Raw genomic sequence first — 26,323 nt, 5'->3', positions numbered from 1 at the left:
ATGGCCCTCTAATTTTAAACTGGTATTAGCCAAAAAAATGGCAAACATTGTAACCCTAAACACGCCATTTAGAGAAGATTGGTTGTATCAACTCGGCGATGTTATCACTGACCCGGATGAACTGCTTACTCTTCTGGCACTTAACGACAATGCAGAACTGCAAAGTGGGCGTGAAGCCCGTCGTTTGTTCCCGCTTCGCGTGCCCCGCGCCTTTGTGGCACGTATGCAGCCGGGCGATCCACAGGATCCTTTATTGCTTCAGGTATTGACCGCACGCGAGGAATTTATTGCCGCGCCGGGCTTTACCACTGACCCGCTTGATGAACAACGCAGCGTTGTTCCGGGTCTGTTGCACAAGTATAGCAATCGCGCCCTGTTACTGGTGAAAGGCGGATGTGCGGTAAATTGCCGCTACTGTTTCCGTCGTCATTTCCCGTATCAGGACAACCAGGGAAATAAGGCTAACTGGGTTCAGGCGCTGGATTATATCCGCACTCGCCCGGAACTCGATGAAATTATTTTCTCCGGTGGTGATCCGCTGATGGCCAAGGATCATGAACTCGACTGGTTGATCGGTGAACTCGAAGGGATCCCGCACATTAAGCGGCTGCGTATTCATACCCGTTTGCCGGTGGTTATCCCTGCACGTATCACGGATGCCTTCTGCCAGCGCCTTGAAAAATCACGTCTTCAGGTGCTGATGGTGACGCATATCAATCACGCCAATGAGATTGATAATGCATTGCGCGCCAGCATGGCGAAGCTGAAAAGCCATGGCGTGACGCTGCTCAATCAGAGCGTGTTGTTGCGGGGCGTAAATGATTCTGCTGATGTGCTGGCGACACTGAGCAACGCGCTGTTTGACGCGGGTATTTTGCCTTACTACATCCACGTGCTGGATAAAGTACAGGGTGCGGCGCATTTCATGGTGAACGACGACGAAGCGCGCGTCATTATGAAAGGGCTGATGAGTAAAGTGTCAGGTTATATGGTACCGAAACTGACCCGTGAAATTGGCGGCGAGCCGAGCAAAACCATTCTGGATCTGCGGCTGAAGCAGTCTTAACACGTTCTTCCAACCCCAAATAATTCAAGTTGCAGGAAGGCGGCAAGTGATGGAGTCCCGATGAGCTTACTCAGGTAAGTGATTCGGGGGACTGAACGTAGCCAACGCACCTGCGGCTTGAAGTATGAAGGGGGAACGCAAAAAGGGATGCCATTGGCATCCCTTTAGTATTTATAGCCTTCACGCGACTATGGGCACTTATAAACCTGACCGACCATTTTGCTGTCAACCGGTGCAAAGCTGGACAGGAAGTTCTGGGACGGGCTGTTGGCACCATAAATGGTGTTGCCGCCCATCGCTGCCGCTTTGTTACGCAGGTCATTGGCTGCGCCACGCATGGAGCTGCCGTCACCGCCGGTACCGGAGAACCAGTTGCTTTGGGCACCGGTGACTTCGCCAAGCAACTGACAATTTGCGCCTGGTTTGTCGTCCGTGAATTTCACCTGCTGGCCCGCTGCATCCAGTTGATGAGTGGTACTGCACCCGGCAAGCAGCGCGATAGCTGACAGGCCCAGTAACATTTTAATCCGCATCACTTTCCCCATTTGTTTTTGTAATCACATAAAGCCTATCAGAAAACACCTGGCTCTCTTAGGCATCCGTTGCCACGCATACCCAAGTTTGTGCTATCGGTAAAAATCCGAAATCCACGCAGAAACAAGTCTACACGTTAAAGGCCGGAGACAATGAGAGTTATCTTACTGAACCTGATAAAAAAGGGTCAAATAAAAAAACCCGGCCTTTACAGACCGGGTTTCTTCAGTACGTTGCCTCAGTGAGCAAAAAAGCCCGCTGATTTTACGTACCTGCGGATGAACGCAGGGGGATGATGATTACATCATGCCGCCCATGCCGCCCATTCCACCCATACCGCCAGCGCCGCCCATATCGACTTTATCGTCTTTAGGCAGGTCGGTGATCATGCACTCAGTGGTGATCATCAGGCCAGCTACAGAAGACGCGTACTGCAGAGCAGAACGGGTGACTTTAGTTGGATCAAGGATACCCATTGCGATCATGTCGCCGTATTCTTCGGTGTAAGCGTTGTAGCCGAAGCTGCCTTCGCCCGCTTTCACTTTGTTTGCGATAACAGAGGCTTCTTCGCCAGCGTTCACAACGATCTGACGCAGTGGAGATTCCATTGCGCGCAGAGCAACGCGGATACCCACGTTCTGGTCGTCGTTGTCGCCGGTCAGGTTAGCCAGAGTGTGAGCAACGCGAACCAGCGCCACGCCACCACCAGCAACCACGCCTTCTTCTACCGCAGCACGGGTTGCGTGCAGGGCATCTTCAACGCGAGCTTTCTTCTCTTTCATTTCAACTTCAGTCGCTGCGCCCACTTTCAGAACGGCTACGCCGCCTGCCAGTTTAGCCACACGCTCTTGCAGTTTTTCACGGTCATAATCAGAAGTCGCTTCTTCAATCTGCTGACGGATCTGAGAAACACGGCCCTGGATGGTTGCTTCTTCGCCAACGCCATCGATGATGATGGTGGTGTCTTTGTTGATAACAACACGTTTAGCCTGACCCATATCTTCCAGAGTGGCTTTTTCCAGTTCCAGACCGATCTCTTCAGAGATAACGGTACCGCCAGTCAGGGTTGCGATGTCCTGCAGCATAGCTTTACGACGGTCGCCGAAGCCTGGTGCTTTAACCGCAGCCACTTTCACGATGCCACGCATGGTATTCACAACCAGAGTCGCCAGGGCTTCGCCTTCAACGTCTTCAGCAATGATCAGCAGTGGTTTACCGGCTTTCGCAACGGCTTCCAGTACTGGCAGCATTTCGCGGATGTTAGAAATTTTCTTGTCAGCCAGCAGGATGAACGGGCTTTCCAGTTCGATTGAACCGGTTTCTGGTTTGTTGATGAAGTAAGGAGACAGATAACCACGGTCGAACTGCATACCTTCAACAACGTCCAGCTCATCTTGCAGGCCAGTGCCTTCTTCAACAGTGATGACGCCTTCTTTGCCCACTTTTTCCATCGCTTCAGCGATCAGTTTACCGACAGTTTCATCGGAGTTAGCAGAGATGGTACCAACCTGTGCAATGGCTTTAGAGTCAGAGCAAGGGACAGATAATTTTTTCAGTTCTTCAACCGCAGCAACGACAGCTTTGTCGATACCACGTTTCAGATCCATCGGGTTCATGCCCGCGGCAACAGCTTTCAGGCCTTCAGTGATGATGGCTTGAGCCAGAACGGTTGCGGTAGTGGTACCGTCACCCGCTGCATCGTTCGCTTTGGACGCGACTTCTTTCACCATCTGTGCGCCCATGTTTTCGAACTTGTCTTCCAGTTCGATTTCACGTGCAACGGACACGCCGTCTTTAGTGATGGTTGGTGCGCCGAAAGATTTGTCCAAAACCACGTTACGGCCTTTAGGGCCCAAGGTCACTTTTACTGCATCAGCAAGGATGTTTACGCCACGCAGCATTTTCACACGGGCGTCGTTACCGAATTTTACTTCTTTAGCTGCCATTGTTAATTTCCCTTAAATTCGTTCTGTTCAGAAAAAAGTGGATCGGGGGACAATCAGGCTTCTACGATTGCCAGAATGTCACTCTCAGACATGATCAACACTTCTTCATTGTCGATCTTCTCAGCTTTCACGCCGTAACCGTCGTTGAAAATGACGATGTCGCCAACTTTCACGTCCAGCGCTTTAACTTCACCATTTTCCAGAATGCGACCATGGCCGACAGCCAGGATTTCGCCACGGGTAGATTTACCGGCAGCGGAGCCAGTCAGAACGATGCCGCCAGCGGATTTAGATTCTACTTCTTTACGCTTGACGATAACGCGGTCATGCAATGGACGAATTTTCATTGATAACTCTCCTGTGAGCGGGTCCATATCTATTTTTAGGGTTGAATGCCTGGCAAAGTCCTGCCCGGCCTCGTGGTTTGTTTAATGGGGGCGATACGCAGCCCTTCAAGGGGAAGAACAGAAAAATTTTCTCTTTTTCTTTCGCTGCTCTGTTGACGAAAATCGACCTTCGCAGTGCTTCCCAACAATCTTTTAACAATTGAGGCCACAGAGATTAGCGATCGCGGTGCTCTGTGTCGTCATCTTTTTTAGGTGTAACCAGACGTTCCTGCGTTTCATCCGTCCGCTGGAACTCGCCATCAAAGGTATTCCCCGTTGGCGCGCTGCTCCCCCAGTTACCGCCGGAACGCACAATGTTCAAATGCGGCATCAGTTTTAGCGTCAGTCGTTTCTGGATGGGTGGCAGCAAAAGCAGCAAACCGAGGAAATCAGTAAAGAAGCCCGGTACCAGCAGCAGGAATCCGGCGATCACCAGCGAAACACTTTTAACCATCTCGGCTGCCGGGCTTTCCCCAACCGCCAGTTTTTGCTGCAACTGCATAAACGTCTTCATGCCCTGATTCTTCACCAGAGAGACACCTACGCAAGAGGTGAAAACAACCAGCAATAACGTTGTTGCCACGCCAACCACCGCAGCCACCTTGATAAATAAGGTGATTTCAATGTAAGCCAGCAGGAATAACAGTAATAACGGTAACCAGCGCACCGCATTCTCCTTGTAATTTGGCTCCGGAAGCGCTGTCGCAGCGGCATTCCAAACCCTGAATAAGTGCCTGCTTGAGATCTTCGCTATCAAAGAAATGCAGGCTGACTACACTGAGATGGTGATCACTCATCATGATTTCAACCACCAGACCTGATTTAATTGAGCAGGTAAATGAATTGTGAGAATTCTCACAGATACTAAAAACATGCACGATAATAGGGCAGGATAGTGATCTTAGTACGTGCAATTCGTCTGAAGCAGCATATGATCGCCTCCGTTGCTCAAACAACGGTTGATCGTTTTAAATTTACTACGGCCAGTAACATAATTTTAAACATCGCATAACGCATTCAGTACCGAAGAGAAGGTTCTCATGTCAAACACCATTCGTATCGAGGAAGACCTGCTGGGCACGCGCGAAGTACCGGCAGAAGCTTATTACGGCATTCACACCCTGCGGGCGATTGAAAACTTCTATATCAGCAACACCAAGATCAGTGATGTTCCTGAGTTTGTTCGCGGCATGGTGATGGTGAAAAAGGCGGCAGCTCTTGCTAACAAAGAGCTGCGCACCATTCCACGTCACATTGCGGATATCATTATTCAGGCGTGCGACGAAGTGCTTGATAAAGGCAAATGCATGGACCAGTTCCCTATCGACGTCTATCAGGGCGGTGCGGGAACCTCGGTAAATATGAACACGAATGAAGTGCTGGCGAACATCGGTCTGGAACTGATGGGACACCAGAAAGGCGATTACCAGTTCCTCAATCCAAATGATCATCTGAACAAATGCCAGTCCACCAATGATGCCTACCCTACTGGTTTTCGTATCGCCGTGTACGCGTCCTTGCTGAAACTGGTTGATGCTATTTCCCAGCTGGGCGACGGTTTTGAGCGTAAAGCGAAGGAATTCGAAAACATCATCAAGATGGGCCGTACACAGTTGCAGGACGCCGTTCCGATGACGCTCGGTCAGGAATTCCACGCGTTCAACGTGTTGCTCAAAGAGGAAACCCGCAATCTGTTGCGTACCGGCGAATTACTGCTGGAAGTGAACCTAGGGGCGACAGCAATCGGTACCCGCCTGAATACGCCGGAAGGTTATCAGCAACTGGCGGTAGAAAAACTGGCAGAAGTCAGCAATCTGGCCTGTGTACCCGCTGAAGACCTGATTGAAGCAACGTCCGACTGTGGCGCATACGTGATGGTTCACAGCTCGCTGAAACGTCTGGCCGTGAAGCTTTCTAAAATCTGTAACGACCTGCGTCTGCTCTCTTCCGGTCCTCGCGCTGGCCTGAATGAAATCAACCTGCCGGAATTACAGGCGGGTTCTTCTATCATGCCAGCCAAAGTGAACCCGGTTATCCCGGAAGTCGTGAACCAGGTGTGCTTCAAAGTCATCGGTAACGACGTCTGCGTGACGATGGCGGCAGAAGCGGGCCAGCTTCAACTGAACGTCATGGAACCGGTAATTGGTCAGGCGATGTTTGAGTCAGTGCATATCCTGACTAACGCCTGCTACAATCTGCTCGAAAAATGCATCAACGGCATTACAGCGAACAAAGAAGTATGTGAGTTCTACGTTTTCAACTCTATCGGCATCGTCACCTACCTTAATCCGTTCATCGGCCACCACAATGGCGATATCGTCGGCAAGATTTGTGCTGAAACCGGTAAGAGTGTCAGGGAAGTGGTGCTCGAGCGCGGCCTGCTGACTGAGGCGGAGCTGGACGACATTTTCTCCATCGAAAACCTGAAACATCCGGCTTACAAAGCAAAACGCTATACCGATGAAAATGAACAGTAACAGACTCAAATACTGACCTTTTAAAGGCTCGTTGTTCTGCAGAACAGCGGGCCTTTTTACTTTGTACAACACAACAATTACACAACAATTAATTATCAATTCCTTAAGGAGTGCTGGGAATATGGACGGACAACCATGTTAATTATCGAATTTATTATTGTACTGGCGGCGATTTTCCTCGGCGCGCGCTTAGGCGGCATCGGCATTGGTTTCGCGGGCGGGCTTGGCGTTCTGGTGCTCGCCCTGATAGGCGTTAAACCGGGAACCATCCCTTTTGACGTAATCTCTATCATCATGGCGGTGATCGCCGCGATTTCGACCATGCAGGTAGCAGGCGGGATGGATTATCTGGTGCAACAAACTGAAAAGCTGCTGCGCCGTAATCCCAAACACATCACCCTCCTCGCACCCATCGTCACCTATTTCCTGACGATTATGGCGGGCACTGGCAACATTTCACTGTCGGCATTACCGGTTATTTCTGAAGTCGCCAAAGAGCAAGGGATTAAACCCTGCCGCCCGCTTTCCACCGCCGTGGTTGCCGCGCAGATAGCCATTACCGCCTCACCGATTTCTGCCGCAGTGGTGTACATGGCATCCACCATGGAAGGCCACGGCGTCAGTTATCTTCATCTGCTGATGGTGATGATCCCGTCCACACTGGCTGCAGTGATCCTGATGTCGCTGATTGTCAGCTGGTGCTTTGACGCAAAGCTTTCCAATGACCCGGTTTATCTCAAACGGTATGAAGAAGGTTTGATCCAACTGCGTGGCGATAAAGTGCTGGAAATCAAACGCGGCGCCAAACTCTCGGTGTTGCTGTTCCTGCTCGGCGTACTGACGGTTGTCGCTTATGCGGTTATTAACAGCCCGAGTCTGGGCTGGGTTGCGCAACCGGTGATGACCACCAACAGCGCCATCCTGATTATCATGCTCAGTGTCGCCACGTTAATCACCTTGCTGTGCAGCATTGATACCGACGCCATTCTGACCTCCAGCACGTTCAAATCCGGCATGAGCGCCTGTATTTGTATCCTCGGCGTGGCCTGGCTGGGTGACACTTTTGTGCAGGCCAATCTCGGCTGGATCAAAGAAACCGCGGGTGGCCTGATCCAGGCGCACCCGTGGCTGCTGGCAGTGATTTTCTTCTTCAGCTCTGCGCTGTTGTATTCGCAGGCCGCCACGACCAAAGCCCTGCTGCCAATGGCGCTGGCACTGAGCGTATCGCCGCTGACCGCCGTGGGTTCTTTTGCCGCTGTTTCCGGTTTATTCATTCTGCCGACGTATCCGACGCTGGTTGCCGCTGTGCAGATGGATGACACCGGCACCACCCGCATCGGGCGCTTCGTCTTCAACCATCCATTCTTTATTCCCGGCACGATTGGCGTGTTCCTGTCTGTAGTTTTTGGATTTGGTTTCGGCAGTATTATTCTCTGACAGTTTTCCGGGGGCTGCGGCCCCCGTTAAGCACTCGGGGCTTTCTGCTCAGGGATTGCTCAGGGTATACTCACAATTCATTAACGCGCTATGGCATGACGCCGTGCGCATCTTCTGTCGATTCACTCAGTGGCTGTTCATCTGCCGCGACAAAGAGAACTTTACTCCGCATGGATCACCGCATTCTTCGAATTTTCTTCCTGCTGTGCAGCCTGAGTCTTTTGCCGTTTCAGGCGAATGCCTCTTTATTTGGCAAACCCGCCGCGCCACAGTTTGTCCCCGTCGATCAGGCATTCAGTTTTGATTTCCAGCAGCAAGGTCACGACCTCAAACTGAACTGGCAAATCCGTGACGGCTATTATTTATATCGCAGCAAGATTGAGCTGGAACCGAAGAATGCTCAGCTCGCGGCGTTTCTGATGCCCAAAGGCCGTGATCATCATGATGAGTTTTTCGGTGACAGCGAAGTTTATGAGAATGCCCTGCATCTGACGATCCCTCTCCGTCAGGCCAGCGCGGATGCAACCCTTCGGGTGACCTATCAGGGATGTGCCGCCGCAGGATTCTGCTATCCGCCGGAAACTCGTGACGTGCCGCTGAGTGCCGTCACGGAACCGACGCGAGTCAGCACGCCAGCTACGGATACAGCATCCGCACCGGTTATCGCGACGCCTGAAAAGCCATCAACACCACTGCCGTTTTCTCCACTGTGGGCCTTGCTGATCGGCATCGGTATTGCCTTTACGCCTTGCGTACTGCCGATGTATCCGCTGATTTCCGGCATTATTCTCGGGCATCAGCGCCCTCACAGCATGAAGCGAATTTTCCTGCTGGCGCTGGTTTACGTTCAGGGCATGGCGCTGACTTACACACTGCTTGGTATGGTGGTCGCTGCGGCAGGCTTGCAGTTCCAGGCGGCGTTGCAAAGTCCGTGGGTACTGATTGTGCTTTCGGTGATGTTCATTGTTCTGGCGCTGTCGATGTTTGGCACGTTCAGCCTGCAACTTCCTTCTGCCGTCCAGACCCGGCTGGCTTTATGGAGTAACGAGCAAAAAGGCGGCTCGCTGCCCGGCGTCTTTATTATGGGCGCACTGGCCGGGTTGATTTGTTCTCCCTGCACCACCGCGCCGCTCAGCGCGATCCTGCTGTATATCGCCCAGAGCGGGAATCTGCTGGCGGGGGCTGGCACGCTGTATCTGTATGCGCTGGGGATGGGCATTCCGCTGATTATTGTGACGATGTTCGGCAACAAATTACTGCCCCGCAGCGGGCCGTGGATGCAATACGTCAAAGAAGGATTTGGCTTTGTCATTCTGGCACTGCCGGTATTTTTACTCGAACGTGTGATTGGCGATATCTGGGGGCTGCGTTTATGGAGCCTGCTCGGCATGGCGTTCTTCGGCTGGGCATTCCTGCTCAGCCTGAAAAGCCAGCGCGGCATGGTGCGGACGCTGCAATTACTTTTCCTGGCCGCGGCGCTGATCGTCAGCCGTCCTTTGCAGGACTGGGCATTTGCGCCAGCCGCTAACACGACAACACAGGTACACGCACTTAATTTCCAGAAAATCCATAATGTCGGTGAACTGAACGCTGCCCTGCAGGGCGCGCAGGGCAAACGCGTTATGCTGGATTTGTACGCTGACTGGTGCGTGGCGTGTAAAGAGTTCGAAAAATATACCTTCTCAGCGCCAGACGTGCAGAATGAACTGACGGATACCTTATTGCTGCAGGCAGATGTCACCCAGAATTCCCCTGAGCAGAAAGCGTTATTAGAACGTCTGAATGTTCTGGGCCTGCCGACAATTTTGTTCTTCGGGCCTGATGGTCATGAGTTGCCACAGTCACGGGTGACGGGTTTTATGGATGCAGCGGAGTTCAGCGCGCATTTGCAGAAAACTCACCCTTAAACGACACTACACTTTGAAGTACGCGAATTGTGAGGAGGCAAACGTGCTACGTGAACAAGTTCTCGATAAAACCCTTAATTTCCTGGAACAACGTGGCCTTGCAACATTGTCACTGGAAACGGTCGCCGAACTGGTCGATGTCCCGCTCAGTGAATTACGCCGTTTCTGGCCGGATGCCGAAGCCCTGCTGTATGACAGTCTGCGTTATCACGGCGAACAGATTGATATCTGGCGTCGTCAGCTGATGCTGGATGAGTCTCTTTCAGCGCCACAGAAATTGCTGGCGCGCTATAAAGTGCTGGATGAGCAGGTGCGGCAGCAGCGCTATCCTGGATGTCTGTTTATCGCAGCTTGCACGTTTTTCCCTGACAGCGAGGCGCCCATTCATCAGCTGGCTCAACAGCAGAAACGGGCCTCCTACGACTACACCTTGTCGCTTTTGCAGGAAATGGGCTCGGATGACCCGGAAATGGTCGCTCAGCAGATGGAACTGATCCTCGAAGGCTGCCTGAGTAAACTGCTCGTTAAACGCCAACTGAACGATGTGGAAGTCGCACGCCGTCTGGCAGAGGATGTGCTGAACATCGCCCGCTGCCGTGAACATGGTGCACTTTCCTGACTTCCCCCCATTGCTGCCCGGCGATTTCATCCTTTTTGAATGAAAAGGCAGCAAACAAACGGCTTTTATGTATTTTAGATAACAAACCCGTTGACGGCTCAGGCCCAATACGGTTTAATGCGCCCCGTTGCCCGGATAGCTCAGTCGGTAGAGCAAGGGATTGAAAATCCCTGTGTCCTTGGTTCGATTCCGAGTCCGGGCACCATATTTAAAGAAACCCGCCTATGGCGGGTTTTTTGCTTTTTAAATCTTACGTATTTACCCTTTCGTGATTCACTTCTCATCCCTTCATTCATTTGCACAAAACTCCCGTTCAATTCTGCTTAAAAGTTAGGCCAACGTCCGTTAACGGTCATATCCCTGCGTTTTAGACTGATTCCTTAGCCTGATCAGTTTCCTCAAGGCCCTATAAAACAGGAATGTCTCATGAAAATAACCAAAATTGAGGTATTGCGCGTTGCGATTCCATTCAGCAGCGACAGGGATAAAACACCAGAGATACAGACGGATGCCTATAACGCGGCATCTCCCGAACTCACCAGAATGGAAACATTACTGATCAAAATCACGACCGACAGCGGCTTACACGGCTGGGGGGAAGGTTTCGGTCATCTTTGTAATCCGCTCACCGAAACCGCGATGAACGGTTTAGTCGGGCGATTTTTTCTCGGCCAAACCTGCCCGGAAAGTCCTGAGGAAATTGCTGCACTGATGCAGCAGGCCGAGGTGAACTTTCATGCTTTCGGGCGCACCGGTCCCGTGATGTTTGCCCTTTCAGCTGTGGATATTGCGCTATGGGATTTGCTGGCGAAAGCATGGAAGCAGCCGCTTTGGCAATTGCTGGGGGCGAAACGTCAGAAAATCGGGGTTTACGCCAGCCTGGTCAGTTATGGCAATCATCCGGAACGTGTGGCAGCAAAAGTGCTGAGTACCTGGCAGGCGGGATTCCGCGCCATAAAATTGCATGAAACGGCTTATCCGGCCATTGCCGCCGCCAGAGAAATACTGCCTGCCGATGCTGAACTGATGGTTGATGTGAACTGTCCGTGGAACGTGGCAGAAGCCTCGCAACAGGCGCAGGCTTTACGTTCTCTGAATCTGGGATGGCTGGAAGAACCGGTCTGGCCACCGGATGATTTAGCCGGTCTGGCGGAAGTGCGAAAACAAGGAACCCGTATTGCCGCAGGCGAGAATGCAGCAGGCGTTCAGGGCTTTGTGGAGCATTTCGAACACGGCGCGATTGACGTCGCACAGCCCAGCGTCAGTAAAGTCGGCGGGATCACCGCCATGCTGAAAGTGTTTGCGCTGGCGAAGCAATACCACATCCGCGTTGTTCCGCACTGTTTTTATTACGGTGCCGGCCTGATGGCCACCGCCCAACTGGTCGCTACGCTCGACGACAGCGTGAGTCTGGAAGTGCCTTACATTCAGTGGCAGGAAACGCTTTATTCACAACTGAATTTTGAACCGCATATGCTGTTGCCGGATACGCCGGGGCTAGGTTTTGAGCCATCACTTTCCATCATCCAGAAGTACCTCATCAGCTCGAAAACCCTTTCTCTGACCGCGGAGGCCGCACATGCGTAAATCCAATTATCGGGTGGTCATCGCCCTGCTGCTGTTCTTTGCCGGCATGCTCAATTATCTCGACCGCGCGGCGTTATCGGTGATGGCGCCACTGATCAAAGGCGACCTGCATATCAATGATGCCCAGATGGGGATTTTGTTCAGCGCCTTCTTTATTGGCTACTGCCTGTTTTGCTTTATTGGCGGGTGGAGTGCAGACAAGTTTGGCCCGCGAAAAGTCTTCGCCTTCGCTGCTGCGTTCTGGTCCGTATTTTGCGGCGCAACAGCACTGGTCACCGGTTTCGCGCATTTACTGGTCGTGCGCGTCATGTTTGGTATCGGCGAAGGCCCGATGGGCACCACCACCAACAAATCAATTTCCAACTGGTTTCCGCGCAAGGAAGTCGGCCGCGCGGTCGGCTTCACCAATGCGGGGCAGCCACTGGGGGCCGCCATCGCCGCGCCGATTGTCGGGCTGGTCGGGTTGCATTTCGGCTGGCGCATCGCCTTCGTGGTGATTGCTGCACTGGGCTTTGTCTGGCTGGCGGCATGGATGACCTTTTTCCGCGATAAGCCAGAGCAGCATCCGCGGGTCTCAGAGGAAGAAAAACGTCTGATTGCCAGCGACCGCCCGGCGACACCGGTGACAAACGGCGCCAGAGAAAATGATGCGCACAGCTTGTGGTATTACGTTTTATCCAAACCGGTGCTGGGGGTGGCTGCAGCCTTTTTCTGCTTCAACTACATTCAGTATTTCTTCCTGTCATGGCTGCCAAGCTATCTCACTGACTTCCAGCATCTCGACATTAAGAGCATGAGCATTATCGGTATTCTGCCCTGGCTGGGCGCGACTGCGGGTTTCATCGGTGGCGGGATTGTCGCCGATATTCTCTACCGTCGTAGCGGTAATTTCCTCTTCTCACGCAAAGCGGTGATTTTCGCCGGTCTGATTATTGCTGCCGGTTGTGTGCTGATGACGGCTTATACCCGCAACACCGCAGGCGCCGTGGCGCTGATTACCGTCGCCAGTATTTTTGCTTATATGACGCCACAGGCGTGCTGGTCATTGTTGCAGGATATCGTTCCGGCGCACCGTATCGGGACCGCAGGCGGTTTCGTGCATTTACTGGCGAATCTGGCCGGGATTTTATCCCCGAGCATTACCGGATTTTTAATCCAGTACGGCGGGGGATATCAGTCAGCCTTCATCCTCTCAAGTGGCCTGGCGGTCGTCGGTGTGATTGCAATGGCTATTCTGGTACGCCAGAACAAAGTGAATGAATTGTTTGGCAAAAAAGCGCCAGCGGAAGAAATCGCCGCCGGTCATTAATCCTCCGGTGTATCCTGTAAGGCCCCTGTTCAACCTGCAATTGAATTGATACATTGCAGGTTGAACATTGAGCAGATTTATAGGATGTAAAATGCCCTCGTCAGAACTTTCGCTGTTTCCCCCTGCATTGAAAACCGGCGATACCATTGGTTTTTTCTCTGCGTCATCACCGGTGACTGCCACCGCCCCTAACCGTTATCTGCGCGGGAAGAAATTCCTTGAAGATAAAGGATTTGTGCTGAAAGCCGGCACAATGACCGGACAATATGATCACTATCGCTCCGGCTCCATTCAGGCACGTGCCGAAGAACTGAATCAGTTGATCCGTGATCCGCAGGTGCGTTGTGTAATGTCGTCGATTGGCGGTAACAACACTAACTCTCTGCTGCCTTATCTGGATTACGATGCGCTGCGTACTGATCCGAAAATCATCATCGGGTATTCCGACACGACCGCATTGCTGGCCGGGATTTATGCGCAAACAGGATTGATCACCTTTTACGGTCCGGCGCTGGTGGCTTCTTTTGGCGAATTTCCGCCGCTGGTTGATGAAACCTACGCGTCTTTCGCTGACATCCTGATGACCCGCCGCTCTGAGCCTTATCGCTACGCTTTACCGCAGCACTGGACGGATGAAAAGCTCAACTGGAATGATGTCACGCCGGTCAGGGCGAAAACGTTGTACGCCAATACCTGCCGTTTTCACGGCAAGGGACGCATCGAGGGGCGCGTCATCGGCGGAAATCTGAATACGTTGTCTGGCATCTGGGGCAGCCCTTATATGCCGGAAATCCGTCAGGGCGATATTTTGTTTATCGAAGACAGCTTGCACAATATCGCGACCATCGAGCGCTCTTTCTCAATGCTGAAACTGAACGGAATTTTCGACCGTGTGAGCGCTATTCTGCTCGGCAAACACGAATTGTTCGATAATGCGGGGACAGGAAGGCAACCGGCGGATGTGCTGCTGGAAGTGCTGAACGGACAAGACATTCCGCTGGTTGATGGCTTCGACTGCTGCCATACCCATCCGATGTTAACGCTTCCTCTGGGTGCCCGTATTGCTGTCGACTTCTCTCAGCAGCACATCGACATTGTCGGCCCGTATCTGCAGCAATAAATCAAAAATCACGTACTACTAAAAATCCGTACGTGATTTATATGCTTTTCCCCCCACGCTTTCCGCCATTACATTTCGAACGACTGCTCTGTAAACATTTACGACAGAAATCTGTTTTTGAAATAGAACGGTTTATACTGACTGACCTGATGCGTGAGATATAAATCAAGAATGCGCGCCGGGTGCGCATTGTTCTCATTGCATGAAGCATGTGTGGAGGCAGGATATTCTTAACAGGGAGGCGTGAAATGCACATGAATTATCTGATTGAAAATCTAATAGTCTTCAACCCTGAAGATAACACACTTTCATTAGCGGGTGATTCAGAAAACAAGATCGCCATTTCTAATCCTGCGCGCAGGATATTATTATTGTTAATAGAACAACAGGGTATCGTTGTTGAGCGTGAAATATTTTTTAAAAAAGTTTGGGATGACTACGGACTGATAGCAAGTAATAATAATCTTAATCACTGCGTCAGCAAATTACGCAAAGTAGTGGTCACTTTGGGTTACCCTGATGAATTTATCGTTACCGTGCCCAAGGTCGGTTTTACTATCCGTAAAGAAATCATTATTGAACCTTACCTCATGCATGAACCTCCTGAGGAGAAAATTCAGGTTCACAACGTGCAGGTCAACAAAACACCGGAAAACCGGCTGACTGAAACAGAGCAAAAGGAAGAGATCATCGCGCCGACGGCAGCATCACTTCAGCTAAAAACGCAACCTGAAAAGAGGATAAAAAATCGCCCCTCTGGCTTTATGATAAGCCTGCTTGTGGCGGCAGTCTTGACTGTGTGGGCATTTTTCATTATGTACAACGATTTACAGGATCCGAAAACAGAGCTGAAAATTGCCAGGCTGGGTGCCTGTGATTTGTATTCAACCGCGCCCGTCATTTCGTCCCGTAAGCGCGAATTTATTCAACTGGCCGAGACATTTCTGCAAAAAAATAATATTACCTGCAAACCAGGAGATATTTTCATATTCCAAAGTGAGCGTTTTACCTCGCCCATCAATACTGGCTCAGTACGTGATTTTATGGCGCAGTGCATTACCGATGATAATTATAAAGCTAACATTTGCATAAGCTATTATACAAATGACAGGACCACGCATGTTCAGTGATAGAAAACGTATTTTTCAGGGAAAGAAGAGCATCCTCCTCCCGTTCATCCCGGCTGTATTTATATTACTCTTTACCCTGTATGGTTTTTTCGTCCAAAAGAACCGGGAAGCATTCCCTGTTAATATACCTTGCCGTGGAAATATGATCATAGAAGCACAATATGATAATCAAACCGCAAAACTGGTGGCCGCACTCTACTTCAGTTTTCTTGACAACCACAAAATTTTAGTTTCACTCAGTGGAACGGGTTATTTGTATGACAAAAATGGGATTGTTATTCAACGGAAAACATTGCTGAGAAACATTTATTATGACTATATTCACGTTAGCACAAACTCCAGTACGTATTCGCTCACCAGCAGTCAGATTAATATCGACAGTGTAGACAATATGGACTGGCAGATTTCGTCTCTCCTGCTGATAAACAGTTTTTTTCTGACCGGCCATACTGACACGCTGGTACTGAAGAAATACGATAACAGCACCCTGTTGATTGAAAGCAACCAGTCTCCGATTGCATTGTGTGTATTCAAAAAAAGTCTTTGAATACAAATACATTTAGCAACTCACTTATTTATAGTAGAGGTACAGATGAAACCCGCAAGCCTGGGCGTAACGCGACAAGGTACAAAAACTGGCCTGAGCCGGCCGCTTCTCAAGACGGGTAATCGCTGGTGGCGTGATGCCCAGCCGTCTGGCCAGTTCTGTCTTACTCAGTCCAGCATCTTCACGCAGGGTTTGCAGCAGGGCATGAATGTGAGTCTCTGCGATGAGCTCCGGTGCCTGGACCTTATAAACCGGTTCCTCGAGCGCCTGCGCCCGCAATTTTGCCGTTCTTAGCATAGCCTTCCTCCTTTCCTTAAGCCGTCGTCAGTAGTAGTTGATCTTGACGATCACGGATGCGTCAAACTGCCCGAGAGAAAGCGTTTTCCCCGGAATCGCACTCAGTTTTGCCGTAAAGTTTTTGGTGACTTCATTCACATTGTTCAGCTCAGCAAAGTCATCATAGCGGTTGAAAGTGATGGCTTTATCCTGGTCGTTATAGAGCATCAGCTTCGCGCCGTTGGACAGGTCAATCGCGGTGTTGTCCAGCAGTGGGCTGGCGGTGGAAAACTCCGCCTGCAGCGAGAAGTTGTCAAGGCACCCTTGTTTTACCGCTTTAATGGCAAACGGCAGTGAAACGCCGGACGATCGGGACAACGTGGTACTTTGAATCGCACCAAAATCGACAATCTGAGACTCAGGATAGACTTTCAGGTCAGAGCCACAGGCCAGAAAGCGGATCCCCTGTAATCCTGAAAGGTTGTATTTAAGATTTTTTGCGCCCGGCGTTTTGTTAATCCCGCGGCTGCCGTCAAGCTGGAAAACCGTAAACTGGTCGGCCCCCTGATAATGTCCGCTGGAAGGCGCATTTCCGCTGACTTTGATATACAGACGGAACGTGACATTCACCGTCACATTCTGACCTTTTTTGATCGGCGTACTGTTGGTACTCAGACGCTGTTCGTTCTGCTCCAGATCCTGCCCGTTGTAACTGACGCCCAGCAGCAACCCTTCACCAATCGACTGTGATTTGGGATTAAAGTAGAAATGCACCACATCAATGATCGAACCCAGCACATTGTCGCAATAGGCCGTGACATTGATGTCATTGGATTCCCAGACTTTCGTGCCTGCTGGCACGTTCGCCGGGATCGCCAGTTGCCCGACGGGAATAGCCGGTTTGTCCACAATACCGGTACCTTTTTCGACACAATCGAGCGCCAGTGCACTGCGGGAAAAAAACAACAGCAGCAGGAGAAATACCATCCGACCCGCCTGAAATCTGTCAATACCAGCCATCACCACTCCTTAGCGTTTTGCGTCTTTGCTGATGCGCTGACATTGTTGTGTCTGGCAGTTGTACTCGTTCACCTGCAAACCGCCGTAATCATCCATGTAACCCAGACTGTATTGCTGGCTAACGTACTGCTTGCCGGTGAGATTTTCGCTGGCGAACGGTGCGAGCATCACGCTGTCAAAACCAGGGATATTGCCTTTGTTGTCTTTGCCCAGATAGCCGACAGTGATATAAAACGGTGTCGGATTGGTCAGTTTTAGCCCATCACTGAGACGGGCAACCTGAAGCTGTTCCTGCCAGTGACCTTTCACCAGCTTCCTGAGCTCCACCGGACGGAAAAACAGCTTCACGCGGCTTTGGATCGCCACCTGCATCACGTTCGCCATGTCACTTTTTGGCGGCACTTCACGCACGTTAAAGTAAAACAGCGATTCGCGATCTTTCGGCAGACCGGCGGTTTCGGGTAACTGCAAAATGCGGATCTGGCTTTTCTGGCCAGCATCAATGCGCTGCATCGGCGGCAACGCCACCAGCGGAGAGGTGATTTTTTCGCCCTGCTCGTTCTCCAGCCAGACCTGCGCAAGATACGGTAGATCTTTGCTCTGGTTTTCCAGCATCACGCTGACGGATTTATCACTGGCGTTATAGATGATGCGTGTCCGGTCCAGATTGACGGCGGCGAAAGTCGGATAAGTCATGCCAATCATCAGCAGTAATGCTGCCCCAAAACGCAAAAAATACCTGTTCATCGGATTATTCCTTTCCTGATCTGCTTTGTTGAAAGCGTTTAAATTATTAAGTGCAGGGCAGCAATACCTGCCCTGAATATGTCACGGGCTGAGGTGGCACCTGGATCTGACATTGCTGCCCGTCTCCCCAGCGAACAGTCAGGGATTTCTCGCCGGATACTCCGGCCAGGTACGCCAGACCACTGTCGCCAATCAGGCCCGCTTCAAACCCGGAACTGTTGTCGGTAACGGCGGCGCCCAGCGGCGGGTGGCTGCCATCAGCGAGGCGTATTACCGCCATCAGACGTTCACCTTTAATGGCGCGGATTTTGCGAAAGCCTATTGCGCCTTCCGTCAGGGTTTTGCTGACCACCGAGCTGTAAACTTCCACGTCATCCGGCAAATTATTCACATCAACGCGGATATCGGAGGTCTGGTAGCTGGACACACCATTCACAACAGCAATGCCGTAATCGTTGGTCACTGACGCACCGTCGCTGATCGGAATGCCTTTCACGCCGGTTGATACCATCATGCGTGGCTCGCTGCCGGCGCTGCTCTGATGCAATGCTGCGCCTGCCGCTGTCGCAGTAAACGATCCGTACCAGTTGGCATTCACTGAGCGGTAATCGTTATTTTTCACGCTGCCGTTCGCACCGAACTGACCGTACGGCGACATATGCTGATAGTTGGCGCGGAACACACCGTTACCTTTTTGCAGATCCGGGCTGCTCCCGCCCGCGCCCACGCGCCAGCTATTGTTCGGATCCTGGCTGTTGTAATACGACGCCGTTTGCGAGTAACCACTTTGCGAATCCTGCTGCGCGTCGTAGCTGATCTGTTGCCCGGAAGACAACGGCAAACTGAGCGACAGAAACATCTGATTTTCATCGGTATCGCGGTAGTTCAGCTTGCTGGCGGAAAACGTCGCAGAAATGCCGGTAAAGCGGCCGATATCGAAAACCTTGCTGACCGACACGCTGTAATTGTTACTCGCACTCTCATTCCAGTAGACCTTGTGGGTAGCAGAGAGATAGAGCGTGATCGCCGGCCACGGCAGGTACTGATTTGCCGTCACGGTGTAGGTTTGTTTGTCATCGCGGGAATAACCGTCGCCGTTCACCTTGTCGAGGTACTGGCTGAACGACATAAACGTTTTTTCCGAGAAGCGGTATCCGGCAAACGTAATCTGACTGCCGGTCGAGTCAAACCGCTTGGAGTAGTTGGCGCGGTAACTCAGCCCGGTTTGTTTCCCTGCCACCGGTACGGTCGCCGAGGAACGCGTGACATCAAAAGATACGGCACCGAGTTTTTGCAGGTTTTGCCCGACGCCGATGGCCTGCGCCTGATAGTTACCGGTGGTGCTGATCAGACCGCCGTAAAGCGAGAAATCATTCAGCGCACCCCAGGACATTTCGCCGCTGTAAAAACCCGGCTGCAAGACGTGATTGCTGCTGCCGGTGGTCGGTTTGCCCATTGCGGTTTTGAAACGCACCTGGCCTTTGCGGGTCAGGAACGGAATGGTCGCGGTGGTCACCTGATAAGTCGTCACGCTGCCGTTTTCTTCTTCGATTTTGACATCCAGTGCGCCCTGTACCGCTTCGGTCAGATCCTGAACCACAAATGGGCCCGGTGACACGTTGGTCTGATAAATCACCCGCCCGTTCTGACTGATACTCACTTTGGCATTGGTTTTGGCGATGCCGGTGACTTGCGGCGCATAACCTCGCAGCGACGGAGGCAACATGCGCTGATCGCTGTTGAGTGAAACACCGAGAAAACGGAATGAATCGAAAATATCTGAGCTTAAATAGGTCTGCCCGCCGGTCAGGCGTGCGCCCACAGAAGGCAGCGCACGATACAGATAGGTTTGCGTCCAGGTGAATTTATCACTGGCGGGCGCGCCGGACGTGCGCGACGAAGAATACTGATAATCGGCACGGGCGCGCCACGGCCCGAGGTTAAAACCGGTGGTGCCGTAACTGCTGAAACTGGTGGTGCTGTCGCCGGACTGCGGCATGTATCGGCTGCCGAGCAGGTTGTAGTCGAGCAATGCACCGTTGACGCCATCATCCCACTGTGAGGGCGGCACCCAGTTTTGATCGTGAAAGGTCAGCCAGGCCTGGGGAATGCTGATATTCAGCGTTTGTTTTTCCTGATCGTAACGTGCGGTGACTTCCTGCTGCTGATCGAGAGATGTGCATTCACCGCGATGCCACAAAGTCAGCTTTTCGCGCGCGTCTTTAGTGAGTTCGAATTTATCCACCAGCACCGGCGGTAAACACAGGCGGCTATTTTTCTTATCCGCAGTGGGAATATAGTGAATCACGCTTTGTTCGCCGAACGTGCGGCCATTGAGCACCACATCCAGCAGGTATTCACCGGGCGCGATATAATCGGCTACCTGAAATCGTGACAGATCGACATTATTGCGATCGGCAGAATCAATGAAGTTAACGTTAAATTCTACTGCGAAGCTTCTGACTGAAATAAAGCATCCTGACAGAAGAAAAATAAACCACAGGACATTCTTGATTTCAGCCGATGTTCTATTCATCGCAAACGACATAATAAAATCACTTCTTACTAAAATAGTAATCCACACCAATCCCTGGCGCTGGCACAGCCAAAAAATAAAGGGGAGAAAACTCCCCTAAATAGCAGCGATATTTATTTGTAGTTCAGGGCATAAGTTGCCTGAGAAACGATCGTACCGGTTGAAACAGGCTGAGAATTGGCTTCCACGCGTGCGGCGAATACCAGCTCATTATTCCCTGTGACCAGGTTAATATCTTTAGAGGTGTCTCCCACTTTCAGCAGGTCACCGTTGGCGTCAATCAGGCGGATGCCTGCGCCTTTCGCGCTGCCGGTGTTGGCCAGTAGTTCAGCGGCGCTGCTGTCAGGCGTACCCGCAAAAGAAACGGCGACTTTGGACATAGCCGGATATTGAACAGTGCCCGCCGTCTGTGCGGTCAGGTCACAATCTTGCAAATGAATGGTGTAATTCACGTTTTGAGAGTATTTATTGCCGCTTTCGAGCACCTTATTCGCGACCTGCCCCATGTTTACATTAATGTCTTCATCACCTGCGGCAATTGAGCAAGGTGCGTTAATAACCGTCCCGGTGAAATGAATACGGCCTGAACCTTGATCAGCTCCTGTCGGAGGCGTTGTATCATCTGCAAAAGCTGATGCAGAAATAAAGGCAGATAAAGCAATAACCAGTGTCTTTCTTTTGGCGTTAAACATAATAAGTCCTTGAGATTTAACGGTAGCTATTAAGCATTAAGCAGCTATTAAGCGATATTTTTCGCTGTACCGAAGAGAGCACCCCTCTCTTGCCAGATCAATATACTGATATTTTAAATTTAACGTTATAATAATTTGCCAATTGCAAATATTAAGAGTTTTACTCTCAGATTAATCTTTAAACATGCGATTTATGAAAGGAAATTAACTCAGAGGTTAAAATATCTGATATTAAATGTTCCGTAATAGATAAGAAAATTTCCACACCAAACCCTGAGTTAAGCTTTCTTTAACCAAATAATCACATTAAGAATCATATTTTTTAACTTTATCTCTTTCCCACTCTCTCCTGAACTTCCCAGACTTATGTGGACTGCTCCGCATGACGAATGAATATATCCTGCTGTTTTTTCTCCGCTTGCGTGATCTGTCCCCCAGAAAACAAACAAAGGCATACCGCAAACTACACCCAACCTTTTATTGACATATCATTAACAAATTAAAGGAGAAAAACCATGAGCCATGTTTATAAGCACCCTATTCCTGCCTCCATAGCAGAGCGTACCCTGATCACACCTGAGAAATATCAGCAGTATTATCAACAGTCTGTCGAAGATCCTGACGCATTTTGGGGTGAACAGGCCAAAGTGCTCGACTGGATTAAGCCTTTCACAAAAGTGAAAAACACTTCATTTGCGCCGGGGAATGTCGATATTCGCTGGTTTGAGGATGGCACTCTGAATCTTGCAGCTAACTGTCTGGATCGTCATTTAAGCGACAAAGGCGATCAGACCGCGCTGATTTGGGAAGGTGATGACCCGAAAGCCGAGAATAAACATGTCACCTACAAACAGCTTCATCATGATGTTTGTCAGTTTGCTAACGTCTTAAAGGGCCTGGGCGTTAAGAAAGGGGATGTTGTCGCTATTTACATGCCTATGGTACCGGAAGCGGCTGTCGCGATGCTGGCCTGTGCCCGTATCGGTGCTGTGCATTCCGTTATCTTCGCCGGTTTCTCCCCGGAAGCTGTTGCCGGTCGCATTATCGATTCCAATGCCAGACTGGTGATTACCGCCGACGAAGGTCTGCGCGCCGGACGTACCATTCCGCTGAAACAAAATGTGGATGATGCGCTGAAAAACCCGTCGGTCACCAGCATCACACATTCCATCATTTTCAAACGCACCGGCAAACAGGGGGAATGGAAAGAGGGTCGTGACATCTGGTGGCATGATGCAATTGAAGGCATTTCTGCAGATTGTCCGCCCGAAGAAATGAAAGCAGAAGATCCGCTTTTCATCCTTTATACCTCCGGCTCCACGGGTAAACCGAAAGGCGTATTGCATACCACGGGCGGTTATCTGGTCTATGCGGCCCTGACCTTCAAATACACCTTTGACTATCATGATGGCGATATCTACTGGTGTACGGCCGATGTCGGCTGGGTAACGGGCCACAGCTATTTGCTCTACGGCCCGCTGGCGTGCGGAGCCATCAGCCTGATGTTTGAAGGTGTACCAAATTATCCGACACCGGCCCGTATGGCGCAGGTTATTGATAAACACAAGGTAAATATCCTCTATACCGCACCTACGGCGATCCGCGCACTGATGGCTGAAGGGGATAAAGCCATTGAGGGCACCAGCCGTGCTTCACTGCGGATCATGGGGTCAGTTGGCGAACCGATTAACCCGGAAGCCTGGGAGTGGTACTACAGGACTATTGGTAACAGCCAGTGCCCGATTGTCGATACCTGGTGGCAAACCGAAACCGGCGGTTTCATGATAACCCCGCTGCCGGGTGCCACTGAGCTGAAAGCGGGTTCGGCAACGCGGCCGTTCTTCGGTGTTCAGCCTGCTCTGGTAGACAACGAAGGCGTTCCTCAGGAAGGAGCATGCGAAGGCAATCTGGTCATCACCGATTCTTGGCCGGGTCAGGCGCGTACACTGTTTGGTGACCATGAACGTTTCGAGCAGACCTATTTCTCCACGTTTAAAAATATGTACTTTAGCGGTGACGGTGCGCGTCGTGACGAAGACGGTTATTACTGGATAACAGGCCGTGTTGATGACGTGCTCAATATTTCCGGCCATCGCCTTGGGACGGCTGAAATTGAATCAGCATTAGTTTCTCACCCTAAAATTGCAGAAGCTGCCGTTGTGGGTATTCCGCATAACATTAAAGGTCAGGCTATTTACGCCTACATCACACTGAATCACGGCGAAGAACCGTCACCGGAACTCTATACCGAAGTACGCAACTGGGTGCGTAAAGAGATAGGGTCCATTGCCACGCCTGACATTCTTCACTGGACTGATTCGTTGCCAAAAACCCGTTCCGGCAAAATTATGCGTCGTATTCTGCGCAAAATTGCAGCCGGAGACACAAGCAATCTGGGAGATACCTCTACGCTGGCGGATCCGGGCGTAGTCGATAAATTGCTGGAAGAAAAACAATCAATGAAAGTGCCGTCGTAATTTTTCACCGCCCTGGCGCGGTGAACTCTATCAATGCCTCACAGGAGTCACTGAGATGAATGATCTCATTTATCAGAGAGTTGTAAGTAATCCGCGCTTCAGGGAACTGGTGCAAAAACGCAGTCGTTTTGCCTGGCTGCTGTCAGGCATCACGCTGGTTCTGTATGTCGCTTTCATTTTACTGATTGCGTTCGATCCACAGTGGCTGGGAACACCTCTCTATGACGGTGCCACCATCACCCGCGGCATTCCCGTGGGCGTGGGGCTGATCGTGATTTCCTTCGTGCTGACAGGAATTTACGTCATTCGCGCGAACGGCGAGTTTGACCGCCTGACGGCAGATATTATCCGCGAGGTGCAGCCATGATCGCACGTCGCGGCTCTCTTCTTTTACTGATGCTATCCCTCGCCTTCCCGTTCAGTTTGCTTGCTGCGGAGGGCATCGCCGGGGAAGTTAAACGTCAGCCTCTTAATATTGAAGCTATCGTAATGTTCGTGCTGTTTGTTGGCGCGACTTTATATATCACCTATTGGGCAGCAAAGCGTACACGGTCCCGCCAGGACTACTATACAGCTGGCGGCCGCATTACTGGCCTGCAAAACGGTATGGCAATTGCTGGCGATTTCATGTCTGCCGCTTCTTTCCTGGGTATCTCCGCACTGGTTTATACCTCCGGTTATGATGGCCTGATCTATTCCATCGGTTTCCTGATCGGCTGGCCAATCATTTTGTTCCTGATTGCCGAACGCCTGCGTAATTTGGGGAAATATACCTTCGCAGATGTCGCGTCATACCGGTTGAAACAAAAACCAATCCGGCTGCTTTCAGCCTGCGGTTCGCTGGTGGTTGTTGCGCTTTATCTGATCGCACAAATGGTCGGTGCCGGTAAGTTAATCCAGCTATTGTTTGGGCTTAACTATCATGTCGCAGTGATCCTGGTTGGGATCCTGATGGTACTCTACGTGTTGTTTGGCGGAATGCTGGCGACGACCTGGGTACAAATCATCAAAGCTATCCTGTTGCTGGCCGGTGCGACATTCATGGCGATTATGGTCATGAGATCTGTCGGCTTCAACTTTAATACCCTCTTTACTCAGGCGGTCGCCGTCCACTCTAAAGGGATTGCAATCATGAGCCCGGGAGGACTGGTTTCAGATCCGATATCCGCTCTGTCTCTGGGGCTTGCACTGATGTTCGGTACCGCCGGTTTACCCCATATTCTGATGCGGTTCTTCACCGTCAATGATGCCAAAGAAGCCAGGAAAAGCGTGTTCTATGCTACTGGCTTTATCGGTTACTTCTACATTTTGACCTTCATTATCGGTTTCGGTGCTATTGTTCTGGTCAGCTCAAACCCGGCGTTTAAAGATGCCAGCGGTATATTACTCGGCGGTAATAATATGGCAGCCGTGCATTTAGCGGATGCGGTCGGTGGAAGTTTCTTCCTCGGATTTATCTCTGCCGTGGCTTTCGCAACCATTTTAGCGGTGGTCGCGGGCTTAACGCTGGCAGGGGCTTCGGCGGTCTCTCATGATCTGTATGCGAGCGTCATCAAGGACGGTAAAGCAACAGAACGTGATGAGTTAAGGGTTTCGAAGATCACCGTTGTTCTGCTTGGTATCGTCGCCATCGCGTTGGGTATTCTGTTTGAAAAACAGAATATTGCATTCATGGTTGGATTAGCGTTCTCCATTGCTGCGAGCTGCAATTTCCCCATTATTCTGCTCTCAATGTACTGGTCTAAACTGACAACGCGCGGGGCAATGATTGGCGGATGGCTCGGCTTACTTACAGCAGTCATATTGATGATTCTTGGGCCAACTATCTGGGTCCAGATCTTAGGACATGCTAAGCCCATTTATCCTTACGAATACCCCGCGCTGTTCTCGATGATTGTTGCTTTTGCCGGTACCTGGTTCTTCTCGATTACAGATAACTCACTGGAAGGACAGAAAGAAAGGGAGCGTTTCTACCCTCAGTTTGTGCGGTCACAAACAGGGATCGGGATCTCGCAAAGCTCTAATCACTAATGAGTAGAGCGCAGAAATAGAAAAGGCCATCCTGAGGATGGCCTTTTGTTTGAATATTGCGTGCTTAATCGCTGATCCGTAGAACAAAAAGACAAAAGCCCTGCACAATGTGCAGGGCTTTTGTCTTTTTTTGATGCCTGGCAGTTCCCTACTCTCGCATGGGGAGACCCCACACTACCATCGGCGCTACGGCGTTTCACTTCTGAGTTCGGCATGGGGTCAGGTGGGACCACCGCGCTAGTGCCGCCAGGCAAATTCTGTAATTTACCGAACTCTACGCTTATTACTGGTGCTGATACCCAGAGTCGAACTGGGGACCTCACCCTTACCAAGGGTGCGCTCTACCAACTGAGCCATATCAGCACGCTAATTCTTATAACAATCCGCGTAAAAGCGAACTTTACTTATTTGATGCCTGGCAGTTCCCTACTCTCGCATGGGGAGACCCCACACTACCATCGGCGCTACGGCGTTTCACT

The 26,323-nt window shown here is 51.0% G+C and carries 22 protein-coding genes, 2 tRNA genes and 1 rRNA gene; 14 read left to right on the top strand and 11 right to left on the bottom strand.

Annotation, left to right across the window (positions count from 1 at the left end; genetic code table 11):
• Positions 1-37 precede the first annotated feature (37 nt).
• Positions 38-1,066 (top strand): EF-P beta-lysylation protein EpmB, encoded by a 1,029-nt coding sequence (gene epmB, locus DXU84_RS20010; RefSeq protein ID WP_153376574.1) that lies wholly within the window; start codon positions 38-40, stop codon positions 1,064-1,066.
• A 188-nt stretch (positions 1,067-1,254) separates the two neighbouring features.
• On the opposite strand, the gene DXU84_RS20005 is transcribed toward epmB, so the two are convergent.
• The 4 genes from DXU84_RS20005 to DXU84_RS19990 form a co-directional block, all read right to left on the bottom strand.
• Positions 1,255-1,599, bottom strand: a complete 345-nt coding sequence (locus DXU84_RS20005; protein WP_014333641.1) for a DUF4156 domain-containing protein — start codon at positions 1,597-1,599, stop codon at positions 1,255-1,257.
• 300 nt (positions 1,600-1,899) lie between these two features.
• Positions 1,900-3,546 carry a chaperonin GroEL gene (gene groL, locus DXU84_RS20000; RefSeq protein WP_013573739.1) on the bottom strand — a complete coding sequence of 549 codons (1,647 nt, stop codon included), beginning with the start codon at positions 3,544-3,546 and terminating at the stop codon, positions 1,900-1,902.
• A 53-nt stretch (positions 3,547-3,599) separates the two neighbouring features.
• Positions 3,600-3,893: a co-chaperone GroES gene (locus tag DXU84_RS19995; RefSeq protein WP_009636718.1), complete on the bottom strand. Its 294-nt coding sequence runs from the start codon at positions 3,891-3,893 to the stop codon at positions 3,600-3,602.
• Between the two features lie 214 nt (positions 3,894-4,107).
• Positions 4,108-4,599: an FxsA family protein gene (locus DXU84_RS19990; protein ID WP_013573738.1), complete on the bottom strand. Its 492-nt coding sequence runs from the start codon at positions 4,597-4,599 to the stop codon at positions 4,108-4,110.
• 373 nt (positions 4,600-4,972) lie between these two features.
• Between DXU84_RS19990 and aspA the strand changes: the two genes are divergently transcribed.
• The 10 genes from aspA to DXU84_RS19940 all read left to right on the top strand — a co-directional run bounded on the left by aspA (position 4,973) and on the right by DXU84_RS19940 (position 16,065).
• Entirely contained in the window at positions 4,973-6,409 is a 1,437-nt protein-coding gene (gene aspA / locus DXU84_RS19985) for an aspartate ammonia-lyase (RefSeq protein ID WP_013573737.1), read from the top strand.
• 135 nt (positions 6,410-6,544) lie between these two features.
• Positions 6,545-7,846 carry an anaerobic C4-dicarboxylate transporter gene (locus DXU84_RS19980; RefSeq protein WP_014411551.1) on the top strand — a complete coding sequence of 434 codons (1,302 nt, stop codon included), beginning with the start codon at positions 6,545-6,547 and terminating at the stop codon, positions 7,844-7,846.
• Between the two features lie 170 nt (positions 7,847-8,016).
• Positions 8,017-9,753, top strand: coding sequence for a protein-disulfide reductase DsbD (locus DXU84_RS19975; RefSeq protein WP_153376573.1), 1,737 nt, complete (start codon positions 8,017-8,019; stop codon positions 9,751-9,753).
• A gap of 43 nt (positions 9,754-9,796) precedes the next feature.
• Positions 9,797-10,372 (top strand): transcriptional regulator, encoded by a 576-nt coding sequence (locus DXU84_RS19970; protein WP_014411550.1) that lies wholly within the window; start codon positions 9,797-9,799, stop codon positions 10,370-10,372.
• Positions 10,373-10,501: 129 nt separating this feature from the next.
• Positions 10,502-10,577: transfer RNA gene (locus tag DXU84_RS19965), tRNA-Phe, on the top strand.
• Between the two features lie 221 nt (positions 10,578-10,798).
• Entirely contained in the window at positions 10,799-11,959 is a 1,161-nt protein-coding gene (locus tag DXU84_RS19960; RefSeq protein WP_112197560.1) for a mandelate racemase/muconate lactonizing enzyme family protein, read from the top strand.
• Positions 11,952-13,268: an MFS transporter gene (locus tag DXU84_RS19955; protein ID WP_013573732.1), complete on the top strand. Its 1,317-nt coding sequence runs from the start codon at positions 11,952-11,954 to the stop codon at positions 13,266-13,268. Before DXU84_RS19960 ends, DXU84_RS19955 begins: the two co-directional genes overlap by 8 nt.
• A gap of 91 nt (positions 13,269-13,359) precedes the next feature.
• The gene (locus tag DXU84_RS19950) at positions 13,360-14,388 is read left to right on the top strand and encodes a S66 peptidase family protein (protein WP_013573731.1); all 1,029 of its coding nucleotides are present in this window, start codon (positions 13,360-13,362) and stop codon (positions 14,386-14,388) included.
• A gap of 254 nt (positions 14,389-14,642) precedes the next feature.
• Complete coding sequence (locus DXU84_RS19945; protein ID WP_228389038.1) at positions 14,643-15,518, top strand: winged helix-turn-helix domain-containing protein; 876 nt, start codon at positions 14,643-14,645, stop codon at positions 15,516-15,518.
• On the top strand, positions 15,508-16,065 hold the full coding sequence (locus DXU84_RS19940) for a FidL-like protein (protein WP_013573729.1): 558 nt from the start codon (positions 15,508-15,510) through the stop codon (positions 16,063-16,065). The genes DXU84_RS19945 and DXU84_RS19940 overlap by 11 nt, the downstream gene beginning before the upstream one ends.
• A 24-nt stretch (positions 16,066-16,089) precedes the next feature.
• On the opposite strand, the gene DXU84_RS19935 is transcribed toward DXU84_RS19940, so the two are convergent.
• The 5 genes from DXU84_RS19935 to DXU84_RS19915 all read right to left on the bottom strand — a co-directional run bounded on the left by DXU84_RS19935 (position 16,090) and on the right by DXU84_RS19915 (position 21,336).
• Positions 16,090-16,362, bottom strand: a complete 273-nt coding sequence (locus DXU84_RS19935) for a helix-turn-helix domain-containing protein (RefSeq protein WP_013573728.1) — start codon at positions 16,360-16,362, stop codon at positions 16,090-16,092.
• A 27-nt stretch (positions 16,363-16,389) separates the two neighbouring features.
• A complete protein-coding gene (locus DXU84_RS19930) occupies positions 16,390-17,361 on the bottom strand; it encodes a fimbrial protein (protein ID WP_013573727.1) in 972 nt (323 codons plus the stop codon).
• A 9-nt stretch (positions 17,362-17,370) separates the two neighbouring features.
• On the bottom strand, positions 17,371-18,108 hold the full coding sequence (locus DXU84_RS19925) for a molecular chaperone (RefSeq protein ID WP_014411545.1): 738 nt from the start codon (positions 18,106-18,108) through the stop codon (positions 17,371-17,373).
• Between the two features lie 46 nt (positions 18,109-18,154).
• A complete protein-coding gene (locus DXU84_RS19920; protein WP_153376571.1) occupies positions 18,155-20,656 on the bottom strand; it encodes a fimbria/pilus outer membrane usher protein in 2,502 nt (833 codons plus the stop codon).
• Between the two features lie 101 nt (positions 20,657-20,757).
• Positions 20,758-21,336 carry a fimbrial protein gene (locus tag DXU84_RS19915; RefSeq protein WP_013573724.1) on the bottom strand — a complete coding sequence of 193 codons (579 nt, stop codon included), beginning with the start codon at positions 21,334-21,336 and terminating at the stop codon, positions 20,758-20,760.
• Positions 21,337-21,851: 515 nt separating this feature from the next.
• On the opposite strand from DXU84_RS19915, the gene acs reads away from it, so the two are divergent.
• From acs to actP, 3 genes are read left to right on the top strand one after another with little or no spacing between them, the layout of a single operon-like run.
• Positions 21,852-23,813: an acetate--CoA ligase gene (gene acs, locus DXU84_RS19910; protein WP_037034316.1), complete on the top strand. Its 1,962-nt coding sequence runs from the start codon at positions 21,852-21,854 to the stop codon at positions 23,811-23,813.
• 55 nt (positions 23,814-23,868) lie between these two features.
• The gene (locus DXU84_RS19905; RefSeq protein WP_013573722.1) at positions 23,869-24,180 is read left to right on the top strand and encodes a DUF485 domain-containing protein; all 312 of its coding nucleotides are present in this window, start codon (positions 23,869-23,871) and stop codon (positions 24,178-24,180) included.
• Between the two features lie 29 nt (positions 24,181-24,209).
• Positions 24,210-25,844 carry a cation/acetate symporter ActP gene (actP, locus tag DXU84_RS19900; protein ID WP_370447459.1) on the top strand — a complete coding sequence of 545 codons (1,635 nt, stop codon included), beginning with the start codon at positions 24,210-24,212 and terminating at the stop codon, positions 25,842-25,844.
• A 135-nt stretch (positions 25,845-25,979) separates the two neighbouring features.
• Here actP and rrf read toward each other — a convergent pair.
• Together rrf and DXU84_RS19890 are read right to left on the bottom strand one after the other, a co-directional pair.
• Positions 25,980-26,095 (bottom strand): 5S ribosomal RNA (gene rrf, locus DXU84_RS19895).
• A 36-nt stretch (positions 26,096-26,131) separates the two neighbouring features.
• A tRNA-Thr gene (locus DXU84_RS19890) sits at positions 26,132-26,207 on the bottom strand.
• Between the last annotated feature and the right edge of the window lie 116 nt (positions 26,208-26,323).

This window comes from Rahnella sp. RcJ3 (genome assembly GCF_009498575.1).
In the GTDB taxonomy this organism is placed as follows: Bacteria; Pseudomonadota; Gammaproteobacteria; order Enterobacterales; family Enterobacteriaceae; genus Rahnella; species Rahnella aceris.
Note: the sequence above shows the minus strand (reverse complement) of the source record. Positions and strands in the feature narration are given on the sequence as shown.